15 protein-coding genes are annotated in these 18,564 nt (G+C 73.4%); 6 read left to right on the top strand and 9 right to left on the bottom strand.

All coding sequences use genetic code 11. From position 1 onward, the window contains the following. Positions 1–204: 204 nt before the first annotated feature. The 3 genes from ACGFYP_RS24000 to ACGFYP_RS24010 form a co-directional block, all read right to left on the bottom strand. Positions 205–1,011, bottom strand: a complete 807-nt coding sequence (locus tag ACGFYP_RS24000) for a DUF1684 domain-containing protein (protein ID WP_393497035.1) — start codon at positions 1,009–1,011, stop codon at positions 205–207. A 66-nt stretch (positions 1,012–1,077) separates the two neighbouring features. Next, on the bottom strand, positions 1,078–2,898 hold the full coding sequence (locus ACGFYP_RS24005) for an FAD/NAD(P)-binding protein (RefSeq protein ID WP_393497038.1): 1,821 nt from the start codon (positions 2,896–2,898) through the stop codon (positions 1,078–1,080). Positions 2,899–2,903: 5 nt separating this feature from the next. Then, positions 2,904–4,154, bottom strand: a complete 1,251-nt coding sequence (locus ACGFYP_RS24010) for a DUF5685 family protein (protein ID WP_393497041.1) — start codon at positions 4,152–4,154, stop codon at positions 2,904–2,906. A gap of 322 nt (positions 4,155–4,476) precedes the next feature. Here ACGFYP_RS24010 and ACGFYP_RS24015 point away from each other — a divergent pair, with 322 nt between their 5' ends. After that, entirely contained in the window at positions 4,477–4,911 is a 435-nt protein-coding gene (locus ACGFYP_RS24015) for a cell division protein SepF (RefSeq protein ID WP_361964783.1), read from the top strand. A 69-nt stretch (positions 4,912–4,980) separates the two neighbouring features. Here ACGFYP_RS24015 and ACGFYP_RS24020 read toward each other — a convergent pair whose 3' ends face one another. Continuing rightward, positions 4,981–6,660 (bottom strand): MFS transporter, encoded by a 1,680-nt coding sequence (locus tag ACGFYP_RS24020; RefSeq protein WP_393497045.1) that lies wholly within the window; start codon positions 6,658–6,660, stop codon positions 4,981–4,983. 406 nt (positions 6,661–7,066) lie between these two features. On the opposite strand from ACGFYP_RS24020, the gene ACGFYP_RS24025 reads away from it, so the two are divergent. Further along, positions 7,067–8,098: a phosphatase PAP2 family protein gene (locus tag ACGFYP_RS24025; protein WP_393497048.1), complete on the top strand. Its 1,032-nt coding sequence runs from the start codon at positions 7,067–7,069 to the stop codon at positions 8,096–8,098. 78 nt (positions 8,099–8,176) lie between these two features. Here the strand turns inward: ACGFYP_RS24025 and ACGFYP_RS24030 are convergent, their stop codons facing one another. After that, positions 8,177–8,380, bottom strand: a complete 204-nt coding sequence (locus ACGFYP_RS24030; protein WP_361964789.1) for a proteinase inhibitor I78 — start codon at positions 8,378–8,380, stop codon at positions 8,177–8,179. Positions 8,381–8,710: 330 nt separating this feature from the next. On the opposite strand from ACGFYP_RS24030, the gene ctaD reads away from it, so the two are divergent. Next, a complete protein-coding gene (ctaD, locus tag ACGFYP_RS24035) occupies positions 8,711–10,405 on the top strand; it encodes a cytochrome c oxidase subunit I (RefSeq protein ID WP_393497053.1) in 1,695 nt (564 codons plus the stop codon). On the opposite strand, the gene ACGFYP_RS24040 is transcribed toward ctaD, so the two are convergent. The 4 genes from ACGFYP_RS24040 to ACGFYP_RS24055 all read right to left on the bottom strand — a co-directional run bounded on the left by ACGFYP_RS24040 (position 10,362) and on the right by ACGFYP_RS24055 (position 14,568). Continuing rightward, the gene (locus tag ACGFYP_RS24040; RefSeq protein ID WP_393497056.1) at positions 10,362–11,330 is read right to left on the bottom strand and encodes a helix-turn-helix transcriptional regulator; all 969 of its coding nucleotides are present in this window, start codon (positions 11,328–11,330) and stop codon (positions 10,362–10,364) included. The genes ctaD and ACGFYP_RS24040 overlap by 44 nt on opposite strands. A gap of 74 nt (positions 11,331–11,404) precedes the next feature. Next, on the bottom strand, positions 11,405–12,682 hold the full coding sequence (locus ACGFYP_RS24045) for a glycosyltransferase (RefSeq protein ID WP_393497059.1): 1,278 nt from the start codon (positions 12,680–12,682) through the stop codon (positions 11,405–11,407). Between the two features lie 112 nt (positions 12,683–12,794). Then, the gene (locus ACGFYP_RS24050) at positions 12,795–14,084 is read right to left on the bottom strand and encodes an ABC transporter substrate-binding protein (protein ID WP_393497062.1); all 1,290 of its coding nucleotides are present in this window, start codon (positions 14,082–14,084) and stop codon (positions 12,795–12,797) included. Beyond that, on the bottom strand, positions 14,062–14,568 hold the full coding sequence (locus tag ACGFYP_RS24055; RefSeq protein ID WP_393497065.1) for a hypothetical protein: 507 nt from the start codon (positions 14,566–14,568) through the stop codon (positions 14,062–14,064). Before ACGFYP_RS24055 ends, ACGFYP_RS24050 begins: the two co-directional genes overlap by 23 nt. A 133-nt stretch (positions 14,569–14,701) precedes the next feature. On the opposite strand from ACGFYP_RS24055, the gene ACGFYP_RS24060 reads away from it, so the two are divergent. Genes ACGFYP_RS24060 through ACGFYP_RS24070 form a run of 3 tightly spaced genes read left to right on the top strand, consistent with a single transcriptional unit; the run spans position 14,702 to position 18,563 of the window. After that, the gene (locus ACGFYP_RS24060) at positions 14,702–15,112 is read left to right on the top strand and encodes a hypothetical protein (RefSeq protein WP_393497068.1); all 411 of its coding nucleotides are present in this window, start codon (positions 14,702–14,704) and stop codon (positions 15,110–15,112) included. Further along, positions 15,100–17,757: an ATP-binding cassette domain-containing protein gene (locus ACGFYP_RS24065; protein WP_393497071.1), complete on the top strand. Its 2,658-nt coding sequence runs from the start codon at positions 15,100–15,102 to the stop codon at positions 17,755–17,757. The genes ACGFYP_RS24060 and ACGFYP_RS24065 overlap by 13 nt, the downstream gene beginning before the upstream one ends. Next, positions 17,754–18,563, top strand: a complete 810-nt coding sequence (locus ACGFYP_RS24070; protein WP_393497075.1) for an ATP-binding cassette domain-containing protein — start codon at positions 17,754–17,756, stop codon at positions 18,561–18,563. The genes ACGFYP_RS24065 and ACGFYP_RS24070 overlap by 4 nt, the downstream gene beginning before the upstream one ends. Position 18,564 lies beyond the last annotated feature (1 nt).

Raw genomic sequence — 18,564 nt, forward strand, 5'->3', positions numbered from 1 at the left:
GCGGCCAGGGGCCGGCGCTGTGGGGGAGTCTCGGGCCGCCCGGCCGACCGCCGCAAGGGCGCCTTTCGGCCGTACGACACTCAACTACCGCGCACCACAAGGCAGTTCGGTGATCTTCGGTCGGGCGGCACATGGAAGGGGCGCCGGTGGCCCGTGCGGCCACCGACGCCCCTTCCGTGTGCCGCCCGGTCGGGACGGCCGGGTTCAGCCCTCGACCAGCCGCCGCTCCCCCGCCGGTACGCCCGTGTCGAGCGTGTTCCCGGGCGGCGGGAACGGGCAGATGAAGTGGTCCGCGAAGGCGCACGGCGGCAGCAGGGCGCGATTGAAGTCGACCGTCACCGAGCCGTCGGGAGCGGGCGCCGCGGGGCGCAGGAACCGGAAGCGGTAGCTGTCGCGGCCGCTGGTCGCGTCGGCGAAGACCGCCCACAGCGTGCCGTCCTCCTCCACCGCGACCTGCAGGGTGTGTTCGACTCCGCGCAGCTCGAAGGCGAGTTCCCCGGCGAGCCCGAGCCCCCGCTCCTTCCCGTCCGCGTTCTCCACCCGGACGCTCCGGGAGTCCTCGTACGCCCGATAGCTGCCGGGCACCGCCCAGGTCGCGTCGTACGGGGTGGCCTCGATGCCCCGGAAGGCACGGCGCGCCGCGGACTCGGGGTCGAAGTCCCGTACCGCCCACAGCCCTTCGCGCCGCATGACGACGAGCCGCCGGCCGGCCGACTCGGCGCGGGACTCGTGGATCGGGGGGTGGTCGGCGGTGAGCCGGACGCTGCCGATCAGGGGCTTGCCGTCGACGGTGACGGCGTCCTCGGCACCGGCCGTGAGGACCACCTCGTCGCCCTCGTCCCGCCACCGCCCCGGAACGGCCGGAATTCGACCCTCCGGGTAGTCGGAGAGCCAGTACGTGCCGGTGAGGGAGAGCGGACCGTACGACGAGGAGACCGCCGCCGTGCGCTGCTCGTGCCAGTGCTGCCAGTCCTGCTGGGGATCGGTGCTGTCGGTGCTGTCCTCGCTCATGGTGCTCCACCCTTCCATACGGGTCCGGGATGCCCCGGAAACGACGCTTCGGGGGTGCGGGTGAGGTCAGGTGGCCGACGGGGCGGTCCTGGACAGGTCGCGCAGGAAGGCCAGGGCGGTCCGCGCGGTCGCGTCGTTCTGCCGGAACGGGAGCCCGTTGGCGCCGGGCCGGGGGAACCCTCCGGCGCCGCTCGCGTCGGTGTGCGGGCCGAGCGCGAACCGCCGGGGGTACGGCGTCCCCGTCCGGTCCAGGACGCGCCCGTCGACGGGGTCGACGGCGAGGAACCCCGCCGGGGTCGCCGCCGCGCCGTCGGCGTACAGCGCCCGGAGCAGCGGGTCGCGGGTGGCCACCACCGTGGGCTCGGGGAGCCGTGCCTCGACGAGGGCGCGGGCCTCGGTGACCCGCCCCGGCAGCGTGGGGCTCAGCGCGCGGAACACCCCGCCCTCGGCCACCACCCGGAGGTCCGCGCCGAGGAACCGGACGATCCCCGCGCGCGAGAGCGCGAGCAGGTTCCGCAGGCGCGGGTCCGGCGGCCCGGATGCCAGGTAGCTGAAGAAGCCGTGCCACCAGGTGCCGAGGTCACCGAGGCGCGCGAGCTGCTCGTATACGGCCGGCAGGGCGTGGGAGAGGGCGAGGGCGGGGCTGTGCGCCGGGTCGCGGCGGCGGGCGAGGCCGTCGGCGATGTACCCGCGCAGGTGCTCCTGGAGCGCCTCGTCGGTGGTGTGGCGCACCCCGGCGAGGGGGCGGTCGAGCGCGGTGAGGTCGAGCCGGTCGGCGGGGTCGGGCACGGCGGAGGCGACGAGGGCGTGGAGCTCGGGACCGCCGTGCGGGAGGGCGGCGTGGGCGCGGTCGAACTCCGCCCACGGGAGGCGGGTGCGCTCGGGGTGCGCGGTGAAGAGGCGGTGGTAGTGGGCGAACCCGAGTTCCTTGGCGACCAGCGGCCAGGCGTCACGCCGGAAGTCGAACCCGCCGGGCAGGGCGAGGAGCCGGTCGATCTCCCGAGGCCCCAGATGGCGGGGCAGCGGCGGCCGTTCGCCCACGAGCGGGTACTCGATCTTCGCGTGGTACGGGACTCCCCGCCGCGATCCCACGTACAGGACCGGCTCGCGCCCCGAGGGCACGTACTCCCCGTCCTCGTACCGGCCGCCGCGGCCCTCGGTGAGCAGCACCATGAGGTCGACGAAGGCGAGGCCGAAGCCGCGCACGATCACGGGCGCGCCGGGTGCGAGCCCGGAGAGGTCGCTTTCGGCGGTGAACTCGGGCGGCAGGTGCGTCAGACCGTGGCGCGCGGCGTAGTCCGCCAACCGCGTCTGCTCCTCGTCGAGTTCCGCGTCCAGGTGGCCCTGGGTGAGGATGACGAGGTCGGCGGCCAGCGGGGTGTCGACGCCTTCCAGCCGGACCGTCTGCCGCTCGGTCCGCGCGCCGTCGACGCGCAGCGCCCTGTGCGGATGGTGGTGGACGACGACCCCGTCCGGCAGGGCGGCGACGGCCCGTTCGTACACCCAGCGCAGATAGCCGCTGTGCTCGCGGCGGCCGACGAAGGCCCGGCCGTCCCCGCCGGCCCACTCGTGCACGGTGGGGCCCGGCAGGACCGGGCCGGCCATCTCCACGGTGGCGTCGGTGAACATCGTGACGTTCCGCGCCTGCGAGTTCATCCGGAGCAGCGGCGACTGGTCGTGGCGCCAGATCCGACCGCCGCCGGGCGGGTACGGGTCGACGACGTGGACGTCGAGGCCGGAACCGTCGTACAGCTCGGGCACGTTGGCGGCGATCCGCTCCAGCACCCCCGTCCCGCGCGGCCCGGCGCCGACGATCACCAGTGCGCGTCGCGTCGGCGGCTCCGAGGGATGCGCGCGAGGCTGTGAGGGGAGGGGAGCGGGCGCCATGGGACTCAGCAGCCGCAGTCGCACCCGCAGTCACAACCGTCGCAGCAACCCCCGTCGCCCTCCCCGCCCCCGCAGCCGTTGCAGTTGCTGCAGCAGTCACAGCAGTCGCAGCAGTTGCCCAGGTCGTTGCAGAGCCCTTCGCGCCGCTCCCGGCTCCAGGGATCCTCGTGTCCGCAGCACAGCTGGCACGTACACGCCAGGCCCATCCAGACCGCGCAACCGGCCATCAGACCGCGGCGCCGGTTCGGCGGCTCGGGCGGCATCGGACCTCCCGGACCGCCGGGGCCACCCGGCCCCGGGGCGTACGGGTTGCCGGGCACGGGACCGGGGGCGTACGGACCCGGCTGGTACGGCCCCGGCTGGTGCGCTCCCCCGGGAGCACCCGCCCCGTGCGAACAGCTCGTCGTGCCGAAGGCGCGGTCCACCGCGACCCGCAGCTCGTGCGCGAGCAGCACGTGCACCAGTCGGCCTGTCACGAAGTCCGCGTCCCGCAGGGCGAGGCGGATCCCGTGGAGCGCGTCGTCCGCGAGCCTGCGGGCCTCGTCGAGCGAGGTTCCGGTCGCGGTGAGCGGGTTCCAGGCGCCCGCCGCCGCGTCGGTCTCCCGGTCCTCCACGGCGTCCAGCAGGTGCGCGAGCCGCCCGAAGAGCCGGCCCGCCTCCGCGAGCGGCGCGGCGTTGCCCGGCCGGCCGGCGAGCACGGCGGTGTGCGCGAAGGCCGCGGCCGTCGCCGTCTCGGTCGGTTCGGTCACGGCGAGGAGCGGGGTGCCGAGGCCCGCGAGCGTCTCGATCCCGGTCTGCCGGTCCACGGCGTCCACCAGGACGGCGGTGTCGAAGCCGAGCTCCCGACCGGTCCGGGCGCCCGCCCGGTCCCAGGACCTGGCGACCCGGCGGGCCGCCGCGGCGACCGGGCGGCGGGCCAACAGCCCGTCCCGGTCGGCGACGTGGTCGCGGACCTTCGCCGAGGCGAGGACCAACGAGACGGCCGCCGCGAGGCGCGCGCCCTCGCCCTGGGCGACCGGGGCGGTGCGCATCCCACGCAGCGGGCAGGGTCCCGCGGTGCGGCGCAGCCCCTCGACCGGGCCGGTCTGAGCCTCCGTCAGAACCGAGACGATGAGCCCGTCGTAGTTGGTGACCACCCGGGCGAACTGTCCGTGGTCGGCCCGAAGTGCCAGGCAGAGGCCGCAGAGATGGGCCATCCACTCGACCTTGAGCCCCTCGGTGAGCCGATGGGTGCAGGGCCTGACTATTCCGAACAAGAGACTCCCCCGTGAGTCGCGCGCATGTGCGGTGAAGCGGTGTGCGGGGCATCGTATCGAGCACCCCGTTCACCCGGACGCTCCGGCCGTCACCCTTCTGGCCCGACTTTCATATTTTAAGTTGCACAGCTCCTGCGGAACCTCCGTCAGGCCCCGCATACCGCAAGATTCCTGACGAATCGCCAGAAACCGGGCCTCACGTTCTGCACCAGTACCGTCACGAAACCCGCGCGCGCCGACTATCCACTTGGCGCGCGATCCGCATCATGGACGACGATAGGTATTGCGGAACCACAAGTGACCGCGCTGAAAGGAGGCGTCCATGGGATCGGTGCGTAAGGCGAGCGCCTGGCTGGGACTCGTCGAGGACAACGACGAGCGTTACTACGACGACGAGTACGCCGAGGGTAACGAGAGCGGCGACGCCTGGGTGACGGACCCCCGGGTCCGGGTTGCGTCCGACTCGGCCCAGGAGCAGGGCCGCCGGATCGCGACCGTCTCCCCGGACGGCTTCCGGGACGCCCGGGGCATCGGCGAGCTCTTCCGGGACGGCGTCCCGGTCATCGTGAACCTCACGGCCATGGAGCCCTCCGACGCCAAGCGCGTGGTGGACTTCGCCGCCGGTCTCGCCTTCGGTCTGCGCGGCTCGATCGAGCGGGTGGCGACGCGGGTCTTCCTGCTGACGCCGGCCGACACGCAGATCATCAGCGGAGACCCCGCCGCGCGTGCGCAGGACGGTTTCTTCAACCAGAGCTGAGCGGTGGGCGCGCCTTCCGGCCGCGCCGGGGGACGCCCACCGAACGTCGGCCGGTGCCTCCGGCGCGCCTCAGTGCGCCGGGCGGCCGGAGCCGGCGGGCTCGACCGCCTCACGGCTGGCCGGCACCCGCACCTTCTCGGGGACCGCCGCCTCAGGGGCCGTCTCCTCCTGGACCGCTCCTTCGGCCGGCGCCACCAGGTCCTCCGGATCGACCGTGCACTCCATGACCCGCGGCAGCCGCAGCGCCATCAGCGCCCCGACCAGCAGCAGACCCGCGCTCACGAACAGGGTGATGTGCAGGCCGTCCACGAAGGCGTGCCGGGCCGCGTGGTACAGCGCCGCACCCGCCGTGCCGCCGAGCTGGTCGGCGATCTGGTAGGCCTCGCCGAGCGAGTTCGCGGCGGCCTTGCTCGCCTCGGCCGGCACCTCGGGGACGGAGGCCAGGCCGGGGGCGTACGCCGCGTTCATCACGCTGCCGAGCAGTGCGATGCCCATGCCCGCGCCGAGCTGGTACGAGGTCTCGCCGATGGCCGCCGCCCCGCCCGCGCTCTCCGGCGGTGCCTCGCTGAGCATCGACTCGTAGGCGGAGAAGAGGGTGGTCTGCAGCCCGAAGCCGAGCAGCACGAAGCCGCAGGTGAGCAGCGCGGGCCGGTCGGTCTGGCCCATCAGGACGAGCAGCAGCACGGCGGCGGCGGTGAGGACGAAGCCCCAGCCGACCATCCGGCGCGGTCCGATCCGGCGCAGGGTGTACGAGCCGGTGGCGCCGGCCGCCATGGCAGCGAAGGTGAGCGGCAGCAGCCTGAGCCCGGTCTCCAGCGGGCTGAGCCCCAGGACGAGCTGGAGGTACTGGACGGCGATCAGCTCCAGGCCGACCAGGGCCAGCATGGCGAGCACGATGCAGCCGACGGACGTGGTGAAGGCGGCCCGGGAGAAGAGCCGCATGTCGATCAGCGGGTGCGTCCGGCGCTTCTGCCGCCGTACGAAGAGGATCAGCAGCGCGGCGCCGATGAGCAGCGGGCCGCAGGTCGCCGGCGCGAAGAGGTTCTCGCCCGCGCCGATCCGCTTCACCCCGAGGACCGCGCCGAGCACACCGGCGGCGGCCATCAGCGCGCCGACGACGTCCCAGGGGCCGTCCCCGCGCCCCTTGGACTCGGGGAGCAGCCAGCGGCCGAGCGGCAGGATCAGCGCCATCAGCGGGATGTTGATCAGGAAGACCGAGCCCCACCAGTAGTGCTCGACCAGGAAGCCGCCGAGCACGGGACCGGTGGCGGCGCCGACCGCGGCGACCGCCGTCCAGATGCCGATGGCGGTGGCCCGCTCGCGCCGGTCGGGGAAGACCGCCCGGAGGATCGAGAGGGTGGCGGGCATGATCATCGCGCCGCCGACGCCGAGGAGGGCGCGGGCGCCGATCAGGACGCCGGGGGCGGTGGCGAGGGCGGCGACGGCGGAGGCGACGCCGAAGAGCGCGTACCCGAGGAGCAGGACCCGCCGCCGGCCGACCCGGTCACCGAGCGTGCCGAAGAGGATGAGCAGCGAGGCGCAGATCAGCGGGTAGGCGTCGACGATCCAGAGCAGCGCGGTGGAGCTCGGGCGCAGGTCCTCGGTGAGAGAGGGGACGGCGACGTGGAGCACGGTGGCGTCGAGCGCGACCAGCAACATGCTGACGCAGAGGACGACGAGGACGACCCAGCGGTTGGCTCCGCCGTCGGCGGCACGGAGCCGTGCTCCGGCCGTGATCGTCCGCTGCATGTACGTACCTCCCAATGAAGCCCTCGCACTCGGCGGGCACCGGCCGGGGTTCGGGTCCTCGGGGCGGCCCGGCATCGACGGGCGAGCGAGCCGTCAGCGTACGCGAGTTCAGGGCACGAGCGCGTGGTGCAGCTCTCACCCCGGCGGGCCGCCGGGTGTGTCGTACGCCACTCCACCAGGGCCGCGCGTCGGGTCGAATTCCGCCCGTACAACCGTTTGAGAAATTTACGTGACGTACAAACAGACTTCCGTAAAGTCGACTGCGCTCAATAGGGCAGAAGGTCATCGGATTCTCAGACGTACGCCAGGAATAAACCCCGGACTGAGACCTACTCCACATCACATCGTCATCACGAAGAGACCGGATCGACCAAGGTCGACACTCACTCCCTGTAACGTCGATTGAGTGCGAACCGACATCTTTGCCCGGCTGGACCGGGAGCCGGAACCGCCGAAGATAGAGGTCCCGCGGATGACCCGCACGCGTCTCGCCCTCTTCGGCGGGACGCTGGCGTTCTATCTCGCCATCGTCGTGGCCGTGCTGCTCTCGACCTGGCTGGTGACCCTCGACTGGAAGATCATGCTCTTCCGGCCCTATCAGCAGTGGCCGGACCTGCACCCCTTCCTCGACTACTACGTCGTCCTCGGCCAGCGCGGCCCGACCGCCGTGATGGTGGCGGCCTGGCTGGGTTGGCGCTCCTGGCGCCAGCACACCCTGCGGCCCCTGCTCACCCTCGGCGCGGCCCTGCTCCTGCTCAATGTCACCGTCGGCGCGGTCAAACTCGGACTCGGCCGCCTCGGTCCCCACTACGCGACGCAGATCGGCTCGGCCGAACTCTTCGCGGGCGGCGATATATTCCCTTCGGGACACACCGCCAACGCGGTCGTGACCTGGGGAATCCTGGCCTATCTGGCGACCACCCCGCGCGCCAGGCGCTACCTCTCGGCGCTCTCCGCCGTGGTCGCGCTCGGCGTCGGCCTGACCACCGTCTACATCGGTACGCACTGGCTGAGCGACGTGCTGCTCGGCTGGGCCGCCGGGCTGCTCATCCTGCTCGCGCTGCCCTGGTGCGAGCCGCCGATCAGCCGCGTGGAGGCGATCGTCCTCAGCGCCCGCGACCGGCTGCGCGAGCACCTGCGGGCCCGCCGCCGGCTGGTCCCCTCGCTGCCCGTGGCGGCCGGTGGGCCCCGCCCCTCGCTGTACCCGCAGCGCCCGACCGCGCCCCAGGAGCCGGTCCGGGAGACCGTCGGCGCCCGCAGCGGGCGTTCCCCGTCGGCCCCGCGCGGGGACGGCCGGGTCGCACCGCCGCTCACCAACCCCCGGGCGCACGCGACCCACGCCGGGCACGCGGGACACTCCGCGCGCTCGGAGCGGACGCCGGTCACCCCGGCCGGCAGCCGCCGCCCGGGGCACTCGCGGCCGCTCACCGGCGGCTGAGCCGACGGCCCGTCGACGTACGGACGCAGAGGGAAGGGCCCCGGCGAGACGCCGGGGCCCTTCCTCGTGAACCGGCTCCTAACCGAGCCAGCAGCGCGTGACGGCGCCGTCGGTCACCTCGAAATTGATACGGCCCTCCAGGTACTCCATCGTGATGATCGAGCCCGGCGGCAGTGAACGGACCACGCTCCAGCCGTGGTCACGGGCGAGCCGTTCGGCGTGCTCCCGGTCGAGACCCACATAGTCTTCCGGCGGTACGGGGGAGGTCGGCTTGGGTGTCATGGGGCTCACGTTAGTCCCTTACCGGTCACGCTTGTGTCACAGCTTCTCGACATATGTTTGACACGAGCTCCGTCACTCGTAAGTGCAGTTTCCGGCCGATTCGCCAGCAATTCCAGGCCCCTTGCGGCAGTTCCCACAAAGGCCTCCCGAATTCCGTCGAACCGCCTGGTCAGGCGAATTCGGGGCCGACCGACGCCCTCGCGGTTTTCACGATTTCCCCGCATGACGCGCACACGTTCGGCCGACCGGAGCAGCCCGGCGGCCCGCCTCCCGTGTCCCCGCCCCCGGGGCGCGCATCATGTCCGGACGATCGGACCACCGGAGGCATCGATGGGCACCGACACCGCGACCGCGGCCGTCGAATCACCTCGGGAACGGCATGGGCGGGTCCTGATCGACTGGCTCACCACGACCGACCACAAGAAGATCGGGCACCTCTACCTGGTCACGTCGTTCCTCTTCTTCCTGGCCGCCGGGGTGATGGCGATGCTGATCCGGGCCGAGCTGGCCCGCCCCGGCATCCAGCTGCTCGACAACCAGACGTTCAACCAGGCGTTCACGCTGCACGGCACGATCATGCTGCTGCTCTTCGCGACGCCCACCTTCGCGGGCTTCGCCAACGAGCTGGTGCCGCTCCAGATCGGCTCCCCCGACGTCGCCTTCCCGCGGCTGAACATGTTCTCGTACTGGCTGTTCCTCTTCGGCGGCCTGATGGTGATCGGCTCGCTGCTCGTGCCGAGCGGGCCCGCCGCCTTCGGCTGGACCGGCTACGCCCCGCTCAACAGCCTGGAGCGCTCCCCCGGCATCGGCCCCGACCTGTGGATCATGGGGCTCGCGCTCTCCGGCTTCGGCACGATCCTCACCTCGGTGAACTTCCTGGCGACGATCATCGGGATGCGGGCGCCCGGCATGACGATGTTCCGGATGCCGATCTTCACCTGGAACGTCCTCTTCACCGCGATCCTGGTCCTGATGGCCTTCCCGGTCCTCGCCGCCGGGCTGCTCGTCCTGGAGTCGGACCGGCGGTTCGGCTCGCTGGTCTTCCAGCCCGGGAACGGCGGGGCGCTGCTGTGGCAGCACCTCTTCTGGTTCTTCGGCCACCCCGAGGTCTACATCATCGCGCTGCCGTTCTTCGGCATCGTCAGCGAGATCATCCCGGTCTTCGCCCGCAAGCCGATCTTCGGCTACTCGACGCTGATCGCGGCGACGATGGCGATCACCGGGCTCTCGGTGGTCGTATGGGCGCACCACATGTTCGCCACCGGGGCGGTGTTGCTGCCCTTCTTCTCGCTGCTGTCGTTCCTGATCGCCGTGCCGACCGGGGTGAAGTTCTTCAACTGGACCGGCACGATGCTCAAGGGCTCGCTCTCCTTCGAGACGCCCATGCTCTGGTCGGTCGGCTTCCTGGTGTCGTTCCTCTTCGGCGGTCTCACCGGCGTCATCCTCGCCTCGCCGCCGATGGACTTCGCGGTGACGGACTCGTACTTCGTCGTCGCCCACTTCCACTACACGGTCTTCGGCACGGTCGTCTTCGCGACCTTCGCGGGCTTCTACTTCTGGTGGCCCAAGTTCACCGGCAAGATGCTCGACGAGCGCCTCGGCAAGGTCCACTTCTGGACCCTCTTCGTCGGCTTCCACCTGACGTTCCTGGTGCAGCACTGGCTGGGCGCGGAGGGCATGCCCCGGCGGTACGCGGACTATCTGGACGCCGACGGGTTCACGGCGCTCAACACGGTCTCCTCCATCGGCGCGTTCCTGCTGGGCAGCTCCACGCTGCCGTTCCTGTACAACGTCTGGCGCACCGCCCGCTACGCGCCGATGGTCGAGGTGGACGACCCCTGGGGGTTCGGCCGCTCGCTGGAGTGGGCGACCTCCTGCCCGCCGCCCCGGCACAACTTCGACGCGGTCCCGAGGATCCGCTCCGAGGCACCGGCCTTCGACCTGCACCACCCGGAGTTCGCGACCTACGAGCGGATGCGGATCACCGCTCCGAGCGATCCACGGCGCGGGAAAGCCGGTCCCTGAGCATCCGGACCCGGTCGTCCAGCTCCCTGGGGGCGACCACCTCGAACTCGACGCCCAGCATCAGCACATGGACGACCATGCCCGCGAGGCTGCCCGCGCCCGTGCGGAGCAGACAGGCTCCGTCCCCGTCCGCCTCCAGGACGCCGTCCATCGGGCCGACGGCCGAGGCCGCCTCGGCGAGCGGGACGTGCAGCCGGATCGTGGCCTCGGCCGCGTAGGCCGCCCCGGAGATGCCCTTCGCGACATAGCCGGCCAGGTCCTCCGCGGGCGGCTCGCGGGGCGGGAAGCGGGGGCCGTGGGGCGGCCTCGGGTCGATGCGGTCGGCCCTGAACGTACGCCAGTCGGCCCGGTCCACGTCCCAGGCGACCAGGTACCAGCGGCGTTCGGTGCAGACGAGCCGGTGCGGTTCGACCGTGCGGCGGGTGGCCGTGCCGCCGTGGTCGCGGTACTCGAAGCGGAGCCGCTCGCTGTCCCTGCAGGCGTTGGCGAGGTCGGTCAGGACGGTCGGGTCGACCTGGTTCGCCGGGGTGCGCAGCATCGGCACGGTGAAGGCGTTGAGGGTGCTCACGCGGCGCCGCAGCCGTCCTGGCAGGACCTGTTCCAGCTTGGCCAGGGCGCGTACGGAGGCCTCGCCGATGCCCTCGACGCCCTGCCCTGCGGCCGTCCGCAGCCCGACCGCGACGGCGACGGCCTCGTCGTCGTCGAGCAGCAGCGGCGGCAGCTCGGCGCCCGCGCCCAGCTGGTATCCGCCGCCCGTGCCGGGGCTCGCGTCGACCGGGTAGCCGAGCTCGCGCAGCCGGTCGACGTCCCGGCGTACGGTCCGGGTGGTCACCCCGAGCCGCTCGGCGAGGTCGGCGCCGGACCACTCGCGATGGGCCTGCAGCAGCGAGAGCAGGCGCAGCAGCCGTGCGGAGGTCTCCAACATGGTGCCGAGTCTGCCAGCCGTCGCGGACAGCTACGGTCCTCGACGGCTGCCTGCCTGGCGACAAGAGCCGGTGTTCAGCGGAAGCGGCGGACGAGGACGCCGACGCGGCGCTTCAGCTCGTACACGGCGTCGACCACGGTGCCGACCGCCCGGTGGCGGGCCTCGCTCAGCGGGCCGTGGGCGCGGCCGCTCGCGCCCCGGGCGACCAGCTCGCTCCAGATCTCCTCGTGGCGGGCCGCGATCCGGGCCGGGTCGAACCGTTCCGACGCGGAGAGCGCGGCACGCGCGGTCTTGGCGCGCAGCTCGTCGTCCTCGATGAGTTCGAGCAGGGCCCGGGCCACGGCCGCGGCGTCGTCCACGGGCACCAACCGGCCGTCGACCCCGTCCTCGACGATCTCGCGGGGGCCGTACGGGCAGTCGGTGGAGACGACCGGCAGACCGCACCGCATCGCCTCGACGAGGGTCATGCCGAAGGACTCGCGCCGCGAGGTGACGGCGGCGATGGAGCCCTTGGCCCACTCCGGCTCCATCGGATTGGCCATGCCCATGAGGAAGACGTTCTCCCCGAGGCCGAGCTTCTCGATCTGCCGGGTGAGCGCCGGCCTCGTGTTGCCGCCCTGGTCGCCCTCTCCGTAGATCCGCAGCTTCCAGTCCGGGCGGGCCGCGGCCACCTCGGCGAAGGCCTCGACCAGCACGTCGTACCGCTTGACCGGGGTCAGCCGCCCCGCCGCGACGACGATCTTCGAGGCGGGGTCGGCGGGCGGAAGGCCGGGCGCGGGCACGCTGTTGGGCACCGCGTCGATCCGTACGCCCGGCAGCCGCAGCCGGGTCCTGTACGAGCGGGCGTCGGCCTCGGTGACCGTGGTGACGGCGTCGAGGAGCGCGTACCGATGGGCGATCTCACGCCGGAGCCGGTAGGTGTGGCCGTCCAGGGTCAGGTGTTCCTGGCCGACGAGGACCGGGCCGCGCCGGGTCTGCCGGGCGAGGTGGACGTTGAGTCCTGGCCGGGTGGAGACCACCACGTCGGCCTCGACGGACGCCAGGTGCGCGCCGATCCGGGCGTCGGTGAGCGCGCTGTACTGCTTCCAACGCCCGTCGCCGCGCGGGAAGACCCGGGCGGGACGGGAGATGTCGGGGTGCGCGCCGTCGTAGTCCCGGCTGTCCTTGCGCAGGTCCACGAGGTGACGCAGGGTCACACCGGAGGGGAGGCCGAGCACCGGCTCGTCGCGGTGCCGGAAGACGGAGACGATCTCCACCTCGTGCCGCTCGGCGAGGACCTGGGCGAGGGTGAACGTCGTCCGGATGGTTCCGCCGATGTGGTAGGCGTTGTGGAGCAGGAACGAGATGCGCATCGGTCCGCCGATTCCCCCGGTCAGTGTGGTCGGTAGGTGGCGACTGTACTGCGCCGCCACCCCTGGTTCACCGTCGGTCGCCTCACGGACGGGCGCCTGACGGTCGGTCGCCTCACGGCCGGTAGCCGAGCTGGGGGACGGTGGCGCAGTCGGTGTTCATGTCGCCCTGCGTGACCCAGCCCCGTCCGTCCTGCCAGCGGGCGACGGAGAGACAGGTCTCCCTGGTCTTCGGCGGCTCGGGAAGCTTCTCGAAGCGGACGGGCAGCAACAGCCCGCGGGCGGTGTACGGTTCGACCCGGTTCACGTACTCCTCGACGCAGACGCGGGTGAGCCGGTCCCCGCAGGAGAGCGCCGCGTCCGTGAACCACATGGCGGCCGCCCAGCCCTCCAACTGCCACTGCGACAGCGGCCGGTCACCCATCGCCGCCCGGAACTCGCGGACCGCCGGGTGTCCGGTGTCCGCGTGGTTGCGGCTGGACCCTGTGACGAAGAGCGAGGCCCGGCAGGAGGGGGACCCGGCGTAGTCGCGCGGCACGGTCGAGGACCAGTTCTGCACGTTCGTCACCTTGGCGGTGACCTTGACCCCCATCGCCTCCATCGCCTCGCAGAGCCGGGCGTTGCCGTGGGTGTCCAGGGCGTCGAAGACGAGGTCCGCGCCCTGCGCCCGCAGATCGGCCGCGACGGCGCGGAAGTTGGGCAGGGCGAAGTCGACCTGCTCCTCGACGACCCGGTACCCCTCGGCGCGCAGCCCGTCGGAGATCAGCCGGGCGTACGCCGTCGACGCGGCCTGGTTGTAGGCGACGACGGCGGCGGTACGGGCGGAGTGCTCGCGCTTGAACCAGCGGTAGACCTCGGTCCCGCCGTACAGGACGCCGTTCCAGCCGGGCGCCGCTCCGGTGCGCGGGGCGAGGCTGCCGTAGATCCCGTACAGATGCGGATAGGTCTCGTACGCGGGGGTGAGCGGCTGCCCCCCGATGTCGGGGACGCCGGCCTTGGAGACCAGCGGGGCCCCGGCGTAGTCGAGCGCGGTGGTGGCGACGAGCGCGAACACCTTCCGTTCGTCGATCAGCCGGTGCACGCACTCGTTGTTGCCGACGCCGCTGCCGCCGTCGTCACAGGTGACGACCTCGACCCGGCGGCCGTTCACGCCGCCCCTGGCGTTGAGGGCGTCGAACCAGGCGCGGGCGCCTTCGCCCGGACCGGTGAAGGCGTCGCCGCCGACGGGGCTGGTGGCGCTGGAGATGATGCCGACCCTGAGCGGCTCACCGCCGGAGGGGAAAGTGGCGGTGGGCCGCGTCTGGAACGCGCGCTCCGGAAGCCGGCTGCCGCACGCCGTGGTCAGGGCGAGCAGCGTGGCGAGGAGCAGCGCCGCAGCACCCTCAGCAACCCGGAACGGTCGCACCGCTGAGCTGCGCCAGGCCGCAGAGGGTCTTCACGGACACCTTCCAGGTGTCCTCCTGGAAGACGGAGGTGCCCTTGGAGTCGGGCACGGCCATGGTCCCGGCGACCAGCAGGTCGTAGGTCACGTTCGCGTCGTTCGGCGAGGTGAACTCGATCACCTTGACCTTCGCCGTGGCCTGGGACGCGGCCTGGTTGCCCAGGAGGGCCTCGAGGGCGGGCCGCATCTGCTCGCCGTTCTCCAGCAGCTTCGCCCGCTCCGCCACCGGGGTCTTCGGATCGAAGAAGGCGGCCCAGTTCTTGGTGATCTCGGCCTTGGCGGCGGCGGGGTCGGCGGGCTCGCTCGCGACCGTCTCCGTGGCCACCGGGTCGCCCGCGGTGTCGTCGTCGCCGCAGCCCGCGAGGACGGGCGCGAGCACGAGGGCCGATGCGGCGGCGAGGGCCGCGAAGGAGGAGCGCGAGCGTCGACCGCGTCGCTTGAGAACCATCTGGCTCACCACCGGGTGTCCGTCGGGGCCGAGCGGCCTGATGATTCCAGGGTGAGCCGCATCCGGGCATAGCGCAAAGGAAGCGAACATCCAGGGCGAAAAGGGCGTCGGGGGCCGAGTCGAGGGAGGTCCCGTGCCGACATCCCGCGTACTGCTGTGGGGCGGCCTCGCGGCGGTCGCCGGGGGCGCGGTGCTCTGCGTCCTGGGGTGGTACGGGATCTCGGGCGAGCGCTTCGCGGAGCGCCAGCTGCCCTACCTCGCCTCGTGCACGGTGCCCGGGGCGGCGCTGATCGTGGCGGGGGCGGTGCTGCTGGTCGGGGCGGTGCGGGACCTGGCCCCGGCGACGCTCGGACCGGAACCTCCCGCCGAAGCCCCGGAGGAGCCCCCTCCCCCGCCCTCCTCCACCGAACCCCCGGTCCGGGTGCCCGGCGGGACACTGGCCCACCGCCCCGACTGCCCGCTGGTGGCGGGCCGGGCGGACACCGAACCGGCCGGGGAGGCGGAACTCGACCCCTGTCCGGTGTGTGAGCCGTGGCCTCGCTGACGTACGACCTCACCCTCGCCGGGCTCGCGGTCGGCAGCGCGGCCGCGCTCACCGGCATCGGACTGATCGTCACCTACCGGGCGACCGGGGTGCTCAATCTGGCGCACGGCGCGATCGCCATGGTCTGCGCGTACGTCCTGCGGCAGCTGGTGGTCGAGTGGAACTGGCCGCTCCCCGTGGGCGCCCTGGTGACCCTGCTCGTGGTCGCGCCCGGGATCGGTCTGGTCCTCGACCGCGCGGTCTTCCGGCCGCTCGCCCTCCTCGGCTCCAACCCGGCGCAGACCCTGGTGGCCTCCATCGGGGTCTTCGTGCTGCTGGTGGGCGGGGCTGCGCTGCTGTGGGGCACGGGGGCGCGGTCGGACGCGCCTGTGCTGCTCGGCGACGACCCGTGGACACAGCTCGCGGCGGTGGTCCTGCTGGCCGTGGCGGTGGGCGCGGTGACCCGGTGGACCCGGTTCGGGCGGGAGCTGCGGGCCGTGGTGGACAACCGGCCGCTGGCGATGCTCGGCGGGATCGACGCGGACCGGGTGTCGGCGGCGGGGTGGGCGTTCGGCGCGTTCACGGCCGGTCTGACGGGGGTGCTGCTCGCCCCGTACGTACGGCTCGACCCGTACGGGATGCCCCTCCTGGTCCTCGAGGTGATCGCGGTCGCGGTGGTGGCCCGGATGCGGAGCCTGCCGGTCGCGATCGTGACGGCCCTCGCGCTCGGCGTGGCGCAGGCGCAGCTGACCCGCCTCCACCCCGAGGGATGGGCGGGACCGCTGGTGCAGGCGCTGGGGACGAACCTGTTCGTCGTGGCGCTGCTGGTGGGCGCGCTGGTCGTGCCGGGGGTCGGGGGGCGCGGCAGGGACGCGCTGCCGCCGCCGTCCGTCGCGCCCAGGACCCCGCCGGGCGTGTGGCTCACGGTCGGGGTGCTCTTCCTGCTCCCGCTGGGCTTCGCGGGCACGGACCTGCACACCTCGGTCCAGGTGCCGGCGCTCGCGATCGTGCTCCTGTCGCTGGTGGTGGTGACGGGACGCGGCGGGCAGATCGCGCTCGGCCAGGCGGCGTACGCGGGTCTGGGGGCGCTGTTCACGGCGCTGCTCGCGGCGGGCGGCGTCCCGGAACTGCCGGCCCTTGGACTCGCGGTGCTGCTGGTCGCCCCGTTGGGCCTGGCGACGGGATGGCCGGCGATCCGGCGCCACGGCCTCGCCCTGGCGCTCGTGACCCTCGCGGTCGGGGTCGCGGTGAGCCGGTTCGTGTTCGCGCAGCCGTACGCGACGGCGGGTCTCGAGCTCGGTCGCCCGGCGGGCTTCGCGGACGACCGCCTCTACTACGCCCTGGAGCTCGTGGTCCTGGCCGGCTGCCTCGTCCTCGTCGGGGCGCTGCGCCGGGGCCGCACGGGCCGGGCACTCGCCGCGCTCCGCGACCACGAGGCGGGCGCGGAGGCGTCCGGGGTACGGGTCAGCCTCCTCAAGGTCCTGGCCTTCGTCCTGGGCGCGGCCCTGGCGGCCCTGGGCGGCGGTCTCCTGGGCATGGGCCTGCGCGCCTTCGACCCGGAGGCGTACGACCCGGTCCGCGGCCTCCTCTGGTTCGCCGCGATCATCGTCCTGGGCGCTGACAGCCTCCTCTCCCCGCTGGCGGCCGCGGCCCTCCTGGTCGGCCTGGACGCGGGCACGAGGGGCGGCGTGGCAGCGGCGACGATCGGCGTCCTGGCAGCCCTGACAGGCCGAATCCCACCCCTGACGTCCTGGCTCCCCCGAGGCCGCCCCGCGGCTTCGCCGGCCGGCAGACGCGGCGCGCGGCTTCCCCGAGGCCGCCCTGCGGCGGCGGGGGCCACGGCCTCGCCGGCCGGCAGGCGCGGCGCGGTAGCCGCCGACGGCGCCGAGCCACCCGCAGGTGGACCCGCGGACGAACTTCCTACTCGGACGGGTGGTGCGGACGGGAACCCCAGCCCGGCCGAAGGCCGGGCGCACCCCCACGGAGCCGCACCCACCCCCACCCCCACCCCCGCGAGGCCCGCCAGGCTCCACGCCCACGACCTCACCCTCACCTACCCCGGCGGCGTCACCGCCCTCTCCCACGTCACCCTCGCCCTCGCCCCCGGCCGCGTCACCGCCCTCGTCGGCCCCAACGGCGCGGGCAAGAGCACCCTCTTCGACTGCCTCGCCGGCACCCTCCGCCCCACCGACGGCCGCGTCACCCTCGACGGCGCCGACATCACCGGCCGGCCCGCGCACACCCGTACCCGCCTCGGCGTCGCCCGTTCCTTCCAGCAGCTCGCGGTCTTCCCCTCCCTCACCGTCGAGGACAACGTCCTCCTCGGCGCCGAGCAGGGCCACGCCCCCTCCCGCACCGCCGCCGAGCAAGCCCTCCGGCTCCTCGGTCTCGCGGGCCCCGTCCGCCACCACCCCGCCGCCGACCTCCCCACCGGCACCCTGCGCCGCGTCGAGCTGGCCCGCGCCCTGGCCGGCGGCCCGCACACGCTCCTCCTGGACGAACCCTCCGCCGGTCTGGACGCCGCCGAGACCGACGCCCTCGCCCGGATCCTGGCCGCCCTCGCGGCCGACGGCCTCACCGTCCTCGTCGTCGAGCACGACCCGGAACTGGTCGCCGGCCTCGCCCACACCGTGCACACCATGGAAGGAGGCCGGATCGTGTCATGAGCGTCGAGATCGCCCTGCGCGCCGCCCGCGTCCGCTACGGCCCCCTGGAGGCCCTGCACGGCCTCGACCTGCCCGTCCCCGCCGCGACCGTCACCGTCCTCGTCGGCCGCAACGGCTCCGGGCGCACGACCGCCCTGCGCGCCCTCGCCGGCACGGTGCCCCTCGCCTCCGGCCGGGTCCTGTGGCGCGGCGCGGACGTGACCCGTCTGCACGCCCACGCCCGGGCGCGGCGCGGACTCTGCTTCGTACCGGACCTACGGGCGGTGTACGCGACGCTCACGGTCGCCGAGAACCTGGATCTCACCCCCGAGAACCCCGAACGAGCACGGGATCGGGCACGGGACCCGGCACGGGATCGGGCACGGGATCGAGCACGGGACCCGGCACGGGATCCGGCACGGGATCCGGCACGGGATCCGGCACGGGATCCGGCACAGGATCGGGCCCGGGATCCAGCACGGGATCGGGCCCTGGAGTCGTATCCGGAGCTCGGCCCCCTCCTCGCCCGCCCCGCCGGCACCCTCTCCGGCGGCGAGCGGCGGATGCTCGCCCTCGCCCGGGCCCTGCTGACCCCCGCCCGCGTGGTCCTGGTCGACGAGCCGACCCTCGGCATGTCGCCCGAGGTCTCCTCCCGTACCTACCGGCTGCTCGCCGCCCTCGCCCGGCCGGGCGGCGCCGCCGTCGTGCTCGCCGAGCAGCGCCCCCCGCCCGGGCTGCCGCCCGGCACGCTCCTGCACGAACTGCGCCGAGGCGTCCTGGCGTTCAGCGGGGAGGCCGCCGAGTTCGGCGCGGAGCGCCAGGGCTGAG

The sequence above is a fragment of the Streptomyces sp. NPDC048370 genome, assembly GCF_043200825.1.
GTDB lineage: Bacteria > Actinomycetota > Actinomycetes > Streptomycetales > Streptomycetaceae > Streptomyces.